Source organism: Flagellimonas ulvae, assembly GCF_049333175.1.
Classification (GTDB): Bacteria; Bacteroidota; Bacteroidia; order Flavobacteriales; family Flavobacteriaceae; genus Flagellimonas.
In genome coordinates, this window is sequence record NZ_CP186325.1 from 3,493,935 (window position 1) to 3,507,195 (window position 13,261).

10 protein-coding genes are annotated in these 13,261 nt (G+C 40.2%); 6 read left to right on the top strand and 4 right to left on the bottom strand.

Annotated elements, in window-relative coordinates:
• Positions 1-51 precede the first annotated feature (51 nt).
• The 3 genes from ACOKFD_RS16355 (at position 52) to ACOKFD_RS16365 (ending at position 4,850) form a co-directional block, all read left to right on the top strand.
• Entirely contained in the window at positions 52-2,418 is a 2,367-nt protein-coding gene (locus ACOKFD_RS16355) for a TonB-dependent receptor (protein WP_422858904.1), read from the top strand.
• Between the two features lie 4 nt (positions 2,419-2,422).
• Positions 2,423-3,790: a hypothetical protein gene (locus ACOKFD_RS16360; RefSeq protein WP_422858905.1), complete on the top strand. Its 1,368-nt coding sequence runs from the start codon at positions 2,423-2,425 to the stop codon at positions 3,788-3,790.
• A 199-nt stretch (positions 3,791-3,989) separates the two neighbouring features.
• A complete protein-coding gene (locus ACOKFD_RS16365) occupies positions 3,990-4,850 on the top strand; it encodes a hypothetical protein (RefSeq protein ID WP_422858906.1) in 861 nt (286 codons plus the stop codon).
• A 23-nt stretch (positions 4,851-4,873) separates the two neighbouring features.
• On the opposite strand, the gene ACOKFD_RS16370 is transcribed toward ACOKFD_RS16365, so the two are convergent.
• The 4 genes from ACOKFD_RS16370 to ACOKFD_RS16385 all read right to left on the bottom strand — a co-directional run bounded on the left by ACOKFD_RS16370 (position 4,874) and on the right by ACOKFD_RS16385 (position 8,300).
• Positions 4,874-5,809: a pyridoxal-phosphate dependent enzyme gene (locus tag ACOKFD_RS16370; protein WP_422858907.1), complete on the bottom strand. Its 936-nt coding sequence runs from the start codon at positions 5,807-5,809 to the stop codon at positions 4,874-4,876.
• Positions 5,810-5,880: 71 nt separating this feature from the next.
• On the bottom strand, positions 5,881-6,780 hold the full coding sequence (locus tag ACOKFD_RS16375; protein ID WP_422858908.1) for a universal stress protein: 900 nt from the start codon (positions 6,778-6,780) through the stop codon (positions 5,881-5,883).
• Positions 6,781-6,855: 75 nt separating this feature from the next.
• The gene (locus ACOKFD_RS16380) at positions 6,856-7,548 is read right to left on the bottom strand and encodes a Crp/Fnr family transcriptional regulator (protein ID WP_422858909.1); all 693 of its coding nucleotides are present in this window, start codon (positions 7,546-7,548) and stop codon (positions 6,856-6,858) included.
• A gap of 68 nt (positions 7,549-7,616) precedes the next feature.
• Positions 7,617-8,300, bottom strand: coding sequence for a Crp/Fnr family transcriptional regulator (locus ACOKFD_RS16385; protein ID WP_422858910.1), 684 nt, complete (start codon positions 8,298-8,300; stop codon positions 7,617-7,619).
• 99 nt (positions 8,301-8,399) lie between these two features.
• Here ACOKFD_RS16385 and ACOKFD_RS16390 point away from each other — a divergent pair, with 99 nt between their 5' ends.
• From ACOKFD_RS16390 to ccoN, 3 genes are all read left to right on the top strand, one after another.
• Positions 8,400-10,772 carry a heavy metal translocating P-type ATPase gene (locus ACOKFD_RS16390; protein ID WP_422858911.1) on the top strand — a complete coding sequence of 791 codons (2,373 nt, stop codon included), beginning with the start codon at positions 8,400-8,402 and terminating at the stop codon, positions 10,770-10,772.
• Positions 10,773-10,842: 70 nt separating this feature from the next.
• The gene (ccoS, locus tag ACOKFD_RS16395; RefSeq protein ID WP_422858912.1) at positions 10,843-11,055 is read left to right on the top strand and encodes a cbb3-type cytochrome oxidase assembly protein CcoS; all 213 of its coding nucleotides are present in this window, start codon (positions 10,843-10,845) and stop codon (positions 11,053-11,055) included.
• Positions 11,056-11,057: 2 nt separating this feature from the next.
• Entirely contained in the window at positions 11,058-13,259 is a 2,202-nt protein-coding gene (ccoN, locus tag ACOKFD_RS16400; RefSeq protein ID WP_422858913.1) for a cytochrome-c oxidase, cbb3-type subunit I, read from the top strand.
• Positions 13,260-13,261 lie beyond the last annotated feature (2 nt).

The window sequence follows — 13,261 nt, forward strand, 5'->3', positions numbered from 1 at the left end:
ATAAAAATAAAGTAATAGATTTACTCCTCAAAATGTAGAACCGACCTTAAAATGAAAAAACTCTTCTTTTTATTGCTACTTGTTCCAGTAACAATTTTTGCTCAAAATAGAGTTGCTATTACTGGTGCAGTGAAAGCGGAAAGCGGCGAACCTATAGCTTTTGCCAATGTCCTATTGGATAAGAACAATAAATATGCTGTAGCTGACGAAAATGGCAGGTATCTCATAGATAATGTCAGAAGAGGCAAATATGTAGTTACAGTTTCATCATTAGGGTATGAGACCATTACACAAACCGTAGAGGTTACTTCAGATATTGAGTTGAACTTTACTCTGGTAGAAAATGTACAGGCTTTGGATGCAGTAATAGTTCAAGGAGATAAAGCTTCAACCCAGCAGGAACAAAAAGCCATAACCATTGGTAGTTTTGAACTTGCTGATGTAGTTTCCCAGACCAACATTCTTGCAGATGCGGTGGATAAAATTTCTGGGGTTCGAATTCGAAGATCGGGTTCTTTGGGTGATGCCGCGGATGTATCCATAAATGGATTAAATGGAACCGCAATACGCACTTTTGTAGATGGAGTACCTATTGAGTTTTTGTTTCCGGGAACGGATATAGCCACACTACCTTTAACAGGGCTGCGTCGAGTAGATGTCTATAAAGGCGTTTTGCCAGTAGATATCGCATCAGATGCGCTAGGTGGGGGAATCAATATTTTAACGGAAGAGAATACGGTAAATAGAATTCGAGCGTCTTACAGTGTTGGTTCCTTTAATACGCATCTGGGAGATTTAAGTGTTACCCTAACAGATGGGAACGAAAGCTTTGTAAAAATTAGTACTGGAGCCAATTATTCGGATAACGACTACACATTTGAAGCTCCATTGCTTGTTCAGAATCCTACCAATGGACAATTGGTCGATGCTGGTACTGGAAACATAAGAAGATTTCATGACCTCTACCGTCTTCAGTATAGCACGGCAACTTTGGGTACATACAACAAAAAATGGACGGACCATGCCGAAATAGCATTCAACTATTTTGATACGTTCCGTGAATTTCAAAACAACTTGCAGATATCCAATATTGCCATTGGTGAAGCGGAGGGGGAACGTGAAAATGTCGCCATTGTAGCTAAATATGACAAGACCTTAATCAAGGATAAATTGAAATTAAAAACAATTTCAAATTATAGTGACCTGTTTGTAAGGTTTGTGGATACCACAGCAAACCAATATAACTGGTTGGGAGATGTCATAGCAGTTTCAGAAGCCAGTCGAGGAGAATTTTTAAATGGAACACCGGTATTGTCAGAAACAACTACCAAAAGCTATGTCAACCGAACCACCTTAGAACTTAAGCTGCCAAGAAGCAGTAGTCTTACTTTGAGTAATCTATTGGCTTTTCAGGATAGGGAGCTTAAGGATTTTGATATTGATAACCCCACTGAGTTTGGCGTTGCTCCAGAGCAAAAAATTACTAAAAACATTACAGGTCTTCAATATGATAATACGGTTTTCAATGAATCTGTAGAGTTCTCAGCAGCTTTAAAGTACTATACGTATAAACTTGTTGGCTTTAGTAATTTGAATCGAGTGCCCATTGAAGATACAGAAGGTTTTCTAGGATGGAATGCAGGATTGAAATATCAAATCTTTGATGAATTTTCAATACGAGGTTCATATGAACGTGGTTTTCTAATTCCTGAAATTGTTCAATTTGCAGGTGATGGTCTCAATGTTGCTCCGAATGGAGAATTACAACCTGAGGAAAGTGATAACTACAATTTGGGTTTTCGCTTCAATACGCGTTTTAATGATGAGTATGCGTTGACATTGACCGCCAATGGATTTTTAAGACAACAGCGCAACTTCATTTTTATTGATGCAAATGCAGCAAGGCAACAAAATGCCAATATTGGAGATATTGACTCACAAGGGGTAGAAGGAGAACTCAAGGTCAATTTTTTAAGAAATTTCAATTGGAATACTAATGTAAGTTTTGTGGATAAGACTATTGAAGCTTTTGCCTTGGATACAGCCACGGACGATTTAATAGGTTCTCAACTTCCCAATACACCCAGATTTTTTTACAACACTGAACTTTCATGGCAAACCGATGATTTTTTCAATACGGGAATTGGGGTAAGGTTGTTTGGTCTTTATACCCATGTTGATGTTTTCAACATTAGACCTGTTGCAGATAGCGATACCATTGAGAATACACCAGATGCATTTGTTCCTGAACAAGACCGACTGGATTTTGGTGTGGCACTAAATCTATTCGACCGAAAAGTTACCGCGGCCTTTAATGTGGTGAACATAACCGACGAAGACCTATTTGACAATTTTAGTATACCTAGACCAGGTCGCAATTTCAACTTTAAACTCATTTATGAAATTTCAAATTTTTAATGCGATGAAAAGCAATAGCAAAAACATATTCGCCCTTTTTACCATGTCTCTGGTCTTTTTGGCATGTGAACCTGAAGAAGTAATAACAGAGGTAACCGTGAACACGATTGAAGGCCCGGGTCAGACTATTTCCGATTTGCCTTTCCAAAAAACGGGATTTGTGGCAGCCTCCATTTTGAGCACCCCAACGTCTTTCTCCTACTTTACCAATTATAGCGAACAAATGCCATCCGGCGCCATAGATTTAACTTCTGGGAATTCAGCCTCATTCGGCAACTATTTTCCACAAACCATCTATAAGTTTTTAGGTTTTGGAGGTTCATTGGACACGGAAAATTTGGAATTGAATCGCTATGCGGTAGACCCAGATACAAATCAAATTACACGAGCTGGAGCCATTCCTTTGTCAGCAAATCTTAGTCAGGTGCTTATCATAAATGATGACCTTGGCGTTTATACCATTTTTGATACGCCCAGCCTGTTTCTGTTCAATCCAACCACCATGCAGTTTATCCAAGAAATACCAATGCCACAGGCTACACGAATTGATACTCTTCCAAATCAAGTAAATTCCTATTTCCATATCATTCACAGGCCACAGGATAATAGGGTCTTTCTGCCCTTGACCACCAATTCTGATGCCTCACCACAATTTTACGATGCCGAAGATATTTATGTGGAAGTAGTGAACTTGAACACCTTGGCATGGGAAAAAACGGCAACATTTAGCCAGGCAACCTATCCCTTGACCCGTGGAATGGAGAATCCTATGGTGGACGAAGACGGTAATATTTACTTATTGACTCAAGGACAGTATAGTCTTGATTTTCAATTTGGACCTACTGCACCCCCAAGATCTCGACCCCAAATTTTGAAGATACCGGCCAATTCCACTGATTTTGACCCTGATTATGCGTTTAATCCTGTCGACTTTATAGGTTTTCAAAACTCTGTGGCACAACTATGTACAGGAGCTATTTATGGGGAAAACGGTATTGCATATGCGGTCATGACCGCAGAAGCCGATGTTCCCAGGGTAAATGAGCTACTTGCGCTATTAGCAATGGGAACTATTACTGATGCTGAGTTTAATGAATTGGTAGGTCTGGTGACCAATAGCCCTAACATGAAATGGACAAGAATGGACCTCAATGCCCAAACTGCCGAGGTGATACCCGGTATACCTTCATCTGCTGGTTTCGTATATCCTTTTTCCTATAAGTATGATGGCAAACATTACTTTCAGGTGTTTAACCCTGACCAAGGGGCCAATGGATACTATGAATATGACCCGGCAACCAATTCGAGTTCCAATGTTTTCAATATAGCTGCAGGTGGAGTGGCAACACAATTCTTTATTTTACAGGAGTAATTCTAAGTTTGAGTTAGTTAGGATTCTTTTAAAGCCCCTATTTCTGGTAGGGGCTTTTTCATTTTAATCAATGGAAAGCCTTGGAAATTGTCGTTTTGAATCCTAAAAATCGATTATTCGATGTAACGCACGGCTTTTTAGGGAAGAATTGATACTAAGTACCTTGTTTTTTCCGTTTGCATAAGACCCTAAATACACTATGATGACCTCACTAAAAACACTATGGATTCGAAGTCCTTTCATGTTGCTTCTCTTTTCTTCAATAATTTTTGCAATTTCTTGCTCAAGTGACTCCGAAATGCTTGTAGAGGAAATTCTCCAAGAAGATTCTACAATGGATCAAAATGAAGATTCAGCGGATGATACCTCCGGTGAGGATACTTCTGGTGAGGATACATCTGGCGGAGACGGAACGGTTTCAAATAACTGTCCCGATGGGGGTACTACATTCTTCTCTGAGAGCAATGGGTTAATCTCAGTAGAGTTTGAAAACAGCTCATTTAATGGAGATTGGGAACTAAGAAATGATGTTGATGATGTGTCGGGAGACGGGTACATGGTATGGACAGGGCAACAACGATTGAACCAGCCCGGTGAAGGCAAAGCAACTTTCCTAATAGAAATTAAAACTACAGGAACCTATCAGTTTTTATGGAAATCTGCATTTCGCATGGGAGATAATGGAACAGAGCATAATGACTCTTGGCTTCGGTTTCCAGATGCGGATGATTTTTTTGGTGAAAAGGGGAATGGCAGCATAGTTTATCCAAAAGGTACAGGCAAAGAACCAAATCCTGAAGGTTCTTCGTCAGACGGATGGTTTAAAATTTATCGTAGTGGAAACAATGCTTCATTTGTATGGCAGGCTAGAACGTCAGACAATGATGCCCATGATATTTTTGTAACCTTCTCTGAAGAAGGTATCTATACCATGGAGGTTTCTGCGCGTTCCTCCTTTCATGGAATCGACCGCTTTTTATTGTTTAACAAAGATTCATTCACAAGACAAGAGGCCCTAGGGATGGCCGACAGCTTTAGTGCGCAGAGCGATTGTAATTGAATTGGATTGAAAAAGAACTCAGCTTAGAAAGGTAAATTATCCAAATCTACATTTCCTCCGGAAATAATGATGCCCACTTTTTGATTTTCAAATTGGTTTTTCTCTTTAAGAACTGCAGCAAACGCAACCGCACAGGATGGCTCGCAAACTATCTTTAAGCGTTCCCAAATCAGCCGCATAGCTTGTATGATTTCTTTTTCGGTTACCCGAATAATCCGCTTCACATGTTTTTGAATGACAGGAAAGTTTTTGTCGCCCAATTGGGTTTTAAGACCATCAGCAATGGTATTTATAGTAGTATTGGTTTCAATCTGACCACTTATCAAGGAACGATAAGCATCATCGACTTCAAAAGGCTCTCCTCCAAACACTGTGCAATTCGTTCCGAAATAGTATGCTGATAGGGCAGTTCCCGCAATAAGACCTCCACCTCCAACAGGTGCAAAAACGGCATTTAAATCTGGATGATCTTCCAAGAGTTCCTTGCAGGCCGTTCCTTGACCCAAAATCACTTCGTTGTCGTTGGAAGGATGTAAAAAAGTTGCTCCCTTTTCTTGTTGAATCTTTTCTGATTCCGTTTCGCGTGCTTCCAGAGTAGGTTCACATTCAATGACCTTTCCACCATATCCTTTTACAGCTTCTTTTTTAACTTTTGGCGCACTTGAAGGCATTACAATGTAAGCGGGGACGCCTAAACTTTGGGCGGCCAAAGAAAGAGCCTGGGCAAAATTTCCAGAAGAATGTGTAACTACTCCTTTTTTTCTGACCTCATCGGACAATTGGAGAATGGCATTGGCAGCACCCCGCATTTTAAAGGCACCCATACGCTGAAAGTTTTCACATTTAAAAAAGAGCTGCGCTCCCACCATTTGGTCCAGAAGTCTGGAGGTGAGAATAGGCGTATTATGGATGAAGGGTTTAATGCGCTCGTGGCAATCTATCAGTTGTTGTTTGTCCATCCGAGGAAGCTTTAATTTTCCTCTAAAGATAGAAAAGCGACATGAACATCTCTATTCTGGGTCCAAACCTTTTAATTGTACACTGCATTTTCTTCTTCTATTGGAGAAGCTATGCCGTTCATGCCCAATTCTGGAATTACAAACAACGGTATTTGGGTATGGAAAGCGGTTCGCTTTACAATAGGCTCACGGGTCATTTTTTCCATGTAGCTGTGCTGATAATTGAGCATGGCCAGCAAGTGGATGTCCAATTCTTCCGAGAACATTTCTAGGGTATGCGAAACGGAATTGAGTTCGGATACCGTATGAACATAGTGTTCTGTATCTTTCATATAACGTCTCAGCATGTTCAAGTTGAACTGTTGTAATTCTGAGAGCGCCTTTAATTTATATTGAACATGAACAATCCGAATCGTAGCCTTGAACATATCGGCTAAATCCAATAAAGGCTGCAACTCCGAACTGCTGTAGAAACGGTTGAAATCTGTGGCAAACGCAATTTCAGAAGGTGTTATAAAATCAAAATGTTGTGGAATGGCCAAAACAGGACATCGCTTGGTGTTCTTGATTATTCGCACCGTATTGCTTCCCATAAACACCTCGTCAATTCCAGAGGCACCTTTGGTTCCTGTAATCACAAGATGAATTCCAAGTTCTTCTACAATATCTTTTACCTCTTCCACCAATAAGTTGAAAGAAGAAATGGTCTCAAAACTATGGTTAGAATTGTTAAACTCTTTTGTGACACGCTCAACGGTTTGTTGTAGGCCTTTTTCGGAAGCATCTCTGACGGCATCCACAATCCGGACACCATCCACCATATTGGCCATAAATCGGCTACTGGGAATCACCGGGGTATATGTGTTCAAAAAATAAAATGTACACTTCCGGTTGGAGAACAAGTGCATAGCATACGATATGGCATTCCATGCATTTTCTGAAAAATCTGTTGGGATAAGAATCTTTTGCATTGTTCTATTACTAAAAACAATGTAAAAGTAGAATAGTCCCTAGGGGAGAACTATGACATTTGTCACCTTCTTGGATTAGAAGCCATCCACAAGTTCTTGAAGCTTCTTCTCATTACGAATTCCAATCTTTTTTCCCGAGGTATGTATAAGACCTTTTTTCTTGAATTCGGATATGATTCGTATGGCAGATTCTGTTGCGGTACCTACTACGTTGGAGATGTCTTCACGAGACAAAGTCAATATCAAAAAACCATCTTGATCTTCTCCAAAGTTATTTTTCAAATAGAGAAAAGCCTCTGCAACTCGCTGTTTTACCGTTTTTTGAGACATATTCACAATGACATCATCTGCTTCTTTAAGATCATGAGCCATGTGCCGTAATACTTCCAAAGTGAAATTGGGATTACTCTGAAGCGTTGTATTGATACTTTCTTTGGGGATAAAACATAGCTCCATATCGGAAACTGCCATGGCCGAAAGGTTGGCGGATTCTTCCGCAATTACTGAGCGCTGACCAATAACTTCACCCTTGGTTGCCAGTTTTACAATTTGATCTTTTCCGTTTGCACTGAGCTTGGATAGTTTGGATACTCCATTGCGCACGCAAAAAACACCATTGAGTTTTTCACCTTCTTCAAAAAGGAGCTCCCCTTTTTTGATGGTTTTAGTGGTTTTGGAATCTGATACCTTTTTGAGCTCTTCCTTGCTCATGGCTCGTAAGGAGTTAAATTGCCTTACGATACAATTTTCACACCTGCTATTTTCCATAATTTAGTTTTACCTGACCTTTAAAATTACGTTTTCTTTGGGAGATGAAACCTGTAATTTTTTAGGAATTATAATGCCATAAGCTCCAGCCCTGACTTGGACAAAACGTATAATTCCCTTTTTTTGATGTCGATTAGCTTTAAACCCTTGAAATTCTTGAGCAAATTGATTATGTATTCTGGTGATGTTCCTAGGACCATGGCCATATCATCTCGCTTTAACTTTATGTTAAGTTTGCCCTTTTCATTGGCTCCAAACTTCTTGAAAAGATACAACAGAAGTTTAGCCAGTCTAGATTTTATTCCTTTTGAGGAATTGAATAATATTCGCGCCGATTCATTAATGTCTACATCTTGAATCAAAGAATCCAAAAAAACCTGACAAAACTTTGGATTTTCTTCCAAATTTCTCTGTATTTCCGATTTATCCAAACAGCATAGTTCCGTTTCGGTCAAGGCAACTGCACTTACTCGCGCTCCCAGATTGGTTGCTACCGACCTCTTGCCCATAACTTCACCTTCTCCTAAAAAACGCAGAATGTGCTCTTGTCCTGAACTATCCATTTTACTGAACTTACATGCTCCTTTTTTTATGCAGAAAAGTTTGTTCAATGATTGATTTTCTTCAAATATCAAACTGCCCTTCGGAAGTTTTATGGTTTCTGAAGTTTGCAACAGTCGTTCCCGTGCACTAGAAGATAGTGTATCAAAATCCTGTAGTTGCTTATTCCTTATTTTGGTACAGTTCACCATAGGGCAAAGATAGTTTGGCGTAATTCTGTAAAAGCTGACATAAATCATGTTTTACATGGCACACATATATCACTTTTGTAGCAGGTAAAGCAAAAGTGTATGTTGGACGATACGTGCTATCATTGTGGGGATTCCTGCGAGAGCAATCCAGTCCATTTTGATGAAAAGGTTTTTTGTTGCCACGGTTGTAAAACAGTGTATGAAATCTTTTCCGATAATGGTCTTTCCTATTTTTATGAATTGGAGGCAAAAGCGGGATCTACTCCTAACCCCATTCAGAAAAAATATGATTTCCTAGACAATCCTGAAATCGTTTCCCAATTGGTGGAATTTGATGAGGAAGGCGTTCAGGTAATCAATCTTAGCATTCCTAACATCCATTGCAGTTCCTGTATTTGGCTTTTGGAAAACTTAAACAAGTTGCACAGGGCAATTTCAATATCACAGGTCAACTTTCCAGAGAAAACCATTCGAGTTACCTATAAAAAAGATGGATTTTCACTAAAGGCTTTGGTGCTTTTGTTGGCAAGTATAGGATACGAACCCTATCTCTCTCTAGAAGATTACGCCAAAAAAGATAAAAAAGTAGATAGGTCACTCTTATATAAATTGGGTGTGGCTGGATTTGCCTTTGGTAATGTGATGCTGCTTTCCTTTCCAGAGTATTTTGAAGTTGAAGAATTTTGGTTGGAACAGTATAAGGTGGTATTCCGATGGTTGATGTTTGCCTTCTCCATTCCTGTGGTTTTCTATGCGGCACAGGACTATTTTAAATCCGCAATTAAAGGACTACAATCCAAAATGCTCAACATAGATGTACCCATCGCCTTGGGAGTATTGGTTCTCTTTTTGAGAAGTTCTGTCGACATTATTTGGGATTTGGGCTCTGGATTTTTCGATAGTCTTACTGGATTGGTGTTTTTCTTATTGCTGGGCAAGTTCTTTCAGCAAAAAACCTATGCATTTTTATCGTTTGAGCGAGATTATAAATCCTATTTTCCTATGGCAGTCACTCGTTTAGGGGCTGAAAACGAAGAGGAAAACATTCAAATATATAAGATAAGAAAAGGAGACCGCTTACTGATTCGTAATCAAGAAATTCTGCCTGTAGATTGTGTTCTTATTAAAGGTACGGCCGAAATTGATTACAGTTTTGTTACCGGAGAATCTAAACCGGTGATTAAAGAAAAAGGAGAACGACTGTTCGCTGGGGGGAAACAGCTTTCCGGAGTTTTGGAGGTTGAGGTGCAAAAATCGGTTTCACAAAGTTATCTAACTCAATTATGGGGCAATTCTGTCTTTTCAAAAGACAAAGCCAGCAATTTTCAAACCCTTACGGATGGTATAGGCAGAAGATTTACCTTAGCGGTACTTTCTATCGCCGTTTTATCATCGGTCTACTGGTTGGTTTTTGAGCCAAGCTTGGTTATGAACGTTTTTACAGCTGTGCTCATCATTGCCTGTCCTTGTGCAATAGCTCTGGCGGCACCATTTACTTTGGGCAATATGCTTCGCATTTTCGGGAAACACAAATTGTATCTCAAAAACACCAATGTTATTGAGCGATTGGCAAAAATTGACTCGGCTATTTTTGACAAGACCGGAACAATTACCACCGCGCAACAAGATGCCGTGCTTTATGAAGGTGTGGAACTTACGGATGCTGAGAAAAACATGCTCAAAACCACTTTGCGAGCCTCCAGCCATCCATTGAGTCGTTCGCTCTATTCCATTTTAAAATCCAATGACATAGTTACTTTGGATGAATTTCAGGAGTATGAAGGAAAAGGATTAGAAGCAAGGGTAAATGAACGTACTATAAAAGTGGGCTCCGCTTCTTATGTAGGTCAAGAACAAAAATCAAAAGCATTGAACACCTCCGTGTATGTCAGCACAGATGAGGAAGTAAAAGGAAGATTCGTGTTTAAGAATCATTATCGGGAAGGCGTAGATGAAATGTTCAAGGAGCTACAGCAATCCATTGAGCTGGGAATACTTTCTGGTGACAACGATGGTGAGAAACTTAGACTTCAAAAAATCTTGCCCGCGAATGCAAAGATTGCGTTCAACCAAAAACCCGAAGACAAACTAAAATTTATCAAAGATCTTCAGCAATCCCATATAGTTTTGATGGTAGGTGATGGACTTAATGATGCAGGAGCATTGGCTCAGAGTGATGTTGGTATTGCTGTTTCAGAAAATATTAATGTATTCTCTCCGGCTTGTGATGGTATTTTGGATGCTGAAGCCCTAGATAGATTGCCATTGTTCATAGAATTATCCAGAAAGTCAATTAGAATAATCAAGATAAGTTTCCTTCTGTCCCTTTGCTACAATCTGGTTGGATTGTATTTCGCTGTAACCGGACAGTTACAACCCGTTATTGCAGCTATTCTTATGCCTTTAAGTTCCATAAGTGTGGTGGCCTTTACAACCTTGTGTGTCAATTTATTGGGAAGGAAATTAAAATAATATGAAAGCTGATATTTGTCATTTTTTGACCCGCTAAGCCAATGTAGTTTTACACCAAATTCAGGTAGGTATGAGTGTTATTTATGTATTGCTGGCCATTAGTATATGTGTGGCACTAGTGTTTTTTATAGCCTTTATCCGCTCAGTAAAAGCAGGTCAATACGATGATTCATATACCCCCTCGGTTCGTATGCTTTTTGAAGATGAGTTGGTGTCCACTGAAGGTGCTGTTACGACAAAAAAGTCCGAAAAAATAAATCAAATTCAAGATACTAATCAATAAATATGGAAATAGAACAGTTTAGGTACGATAACAAAATCGTTCAAAAGTTTTTGTACGCCACTATGCTTTGGGGTGTGGTTGGCATGTTGGTAGGTCTTCTGTTGGCCTTTATGTTTTTGTTCCCTAACATCACGGATGGGATATCATGGCTAAGTTTTGGTCGTCTACGCCCATTGCACACTAATGCCGTAATTTTTGCCTTTGTGGGGAATGCCATTTTTGCGGGAGTATACTATTCGCTGCAGCGGTTACTTAAAGCAAGGATGTTCAGTGACGCGCTGAGCAATATTAATTTTTGGGGATGGCAGTTAATCATTGTGGCAGCAGCACTAACGCTTCCGCTAGGGTACACGACATCAAAAGAGTATGCTGAACTGGAATGGCCTATAGATTTGGCCATAGCCGTGGTATGGGTGGTATTTGGATGGAACATGATTGGAACCATCCTGAAGCGTAGACAACGTCACCTTTACGTCGCAGTTTGGTTTTATCTAGCCACTTTTGTTACAGTCGCGGTACTGCACATTTTCAACAGTTTGGAGTTGCCTGTAGCGGCTTTAAAAAGTTATTCGGTATATGCAGGTGTACAAGATGCCTTGGTACAATGGTGGTATGGTCATAATGCTGTGGCTTTTTTCTTGACCACCCCGTTCCTTGGGTTGATGTACTATTTTGTGCCAAAAGCAGCCAATAGACCTGTATATTCCTATAGACTGTCCATTGTACACTTCTGGTCTTTGATTTTTATTTATATCTGGGCTGGCCCTCACCACTTGCTTTATTCGGCATTACCAGATTGGGCACAGAACTTAGGTGTTGTCTTTTCCGTAATGTTGATTGCTCCTTCTTGGGGTGGTATGATTAACGGTTTATTGACGCTACGTGGTGTATGGGATAAAGTAAGAAGTGATGCTACCTTGAAGTTTATGGTTGTCGCCATTACGGGTTATGGTATGGCCACTTTTGAAGGCCCTATGCTTTCTCTTAAAAATGTAAATGCCATTGCGCACTTTAGTGACTGGATTATTGCCCACGTGCACGTAGGAGCTTTGGCATGGAACGGTTTCCTAACCTTTGGTATGATTTATTGGCTGGTGCCAAAAATGTTCAAAACCACATTGCACTCCAAGGGGTTGGCCAATTTCCACTTTTGGATTGGTACGCTGGGAATCATTCTTTATGCACTGCCCATGTATGTCGCAGGCTTTACCCAAGCTCTAATGTGGAAAGATTTTAACCCTGATGGAAGTTTGGTCTACGGTAACTTTTTGGAAACCGTTACTCAAATCATACCCATGTATTGGATGAGAGCTATTGGAGGTAGCCTTTACCTAGTAGGTATGCTAATTATGGTGTACAATGTTGTAGTGACCATAAGAAAAGGAAGTAATGTAGAGGATGAGTTGGCCGAAGCCGCTCCACTGACACGAGTCTCCAAAAAGAGATTGGCAGGAGAAACCTTTCATAACTGGTTGGAAAGAAAGCCTGTACAGTTGACCGTTTTGGCTACTATAGCCATTCTAATAGGAGGAATCATTCAAATAGTGCCTACAATATTGGTAAAATCCAATATTCCAACCATTACCAGTGTCAAACCCTATACGCCCCTTGAGTTAGAGGGTCGGGACCTTTACATACGTGAAGGATGTGTGGGCTGTCACTCACAAATGATACGACCCTTTAGAAGTGAAGTGGAACGCTATGGAGAATACGCCAAAGCTGGGGAATTCGTTTATGACCACCCATTCCTTTGGGGAAGTAAGCGAACCGGACCGGATTTGCTCCGTGTGGGAGGAAAGTACTCGGACAACTGGCACTTAAACCATATGTATGATCCTCAAAGTACATCTGCAGGGTCTATTATGCCGGCCTACCAGTGGTTGGTAACTAGCGCGCATGATAGGAGTGCCGTTCAAGCCAAAATGAGGGCAATGGTTAAGCTGGGTGTTCCTTATACCGATGATGACATTGAAACAGCACAGGAATCCATGGCGGAACAAGCATTACAGATTGAAAAGAATCTCTACGCGGATCCTGAATTTGTAAGGACCTATGAAGCGGATAAGAAGTACGCACAAGAAAACGGAGAAGAGTTTATTGAAATGAGGGATAGGGAAATAGTGTCCTTGATAGCATATTTGCAACGTCTAGGTACCGATATCAAGATAAAAGATAACGATGGACTAATCTCTCAAAACAAATAGTC

What these genes read in the sequence shown, in the direction of transcription:
- ACOKFD_RS16375 (WP_422858908.1), bottom strand. Translation starts at nt 6,780, where the DNA reads ATGCAAAAGATTCTTATCCCAACAGATTTTTCAGAAAATGCATGGAAT.
- ACOKFD_RS16355 (WP_422858904.1), top strand. Translation starts at nt 52, where the DNA reads ATGAAAAAACTCTTCTTTTTATTGCTACTTGTTCCAGTAACAATTTTT.
- ACOKFD_RS16385 (WP_422858910.1), bottom strand. Translation starts at nt 8,300, where the DNA reads ATGGTGAACTGTACCAAAATAAGGAATAAGCAACTACAGGATTTTGAT.
- ACOKFD_RS16365 (WP_422858906.1), top strand. Translation starts at nt 3,990, where the DNA reads ATGATGACCTCACTAAAAACACTATGGATTCGAAGTCCTTTCATGTTG.
- ACOKFD_RS16360 (WP_422858905.1), top strand. Translation starts at nt 2,423, where the DNA reads ATGAAAAGCAATAGCAAAAACATATTCGCCCTTTTTACCATGTCTCTG.
- ACOKFD_RS16380 (WP_422858909.1), bottom strand. Translation starts at nt 7,548, where the DNA reads ATGGAAAATAGCAGGTGTGAAAATTGTATCGTAAGGCAATTTAACTCC.
- ccoS (WP_422858912.1), top strand. Translation starts at nt 10,843, where the DNA reads ATGAGTGTTATTTATGTATTGCTGGCCATTAGTATATGTGTGGCACTA.
- ACOKFD_RS16370 (WP_422858907.1), bottom strand. Translation starts at nt 5,809, where the DNA reads ATGGACAAACAACAACTGATAGATTGCCACGAGCGCATTAAACCCTTC.
- ccoN (WP_422858913.1), top strand. Translation starts at nt 11,058, where the DNA reads ATGGAAATAGAACAGTTTAGGTACGATAACAAAATCGTTCAAAAGTTT.
- ACOKFD_RS16390 (WP_422858911.1), top strand. Translation starts at nt 8,400, where the DNA reads ATGTTGGACGATACGTGCTATCATTGTGGGGATTCCTGCGAGAGCAAT.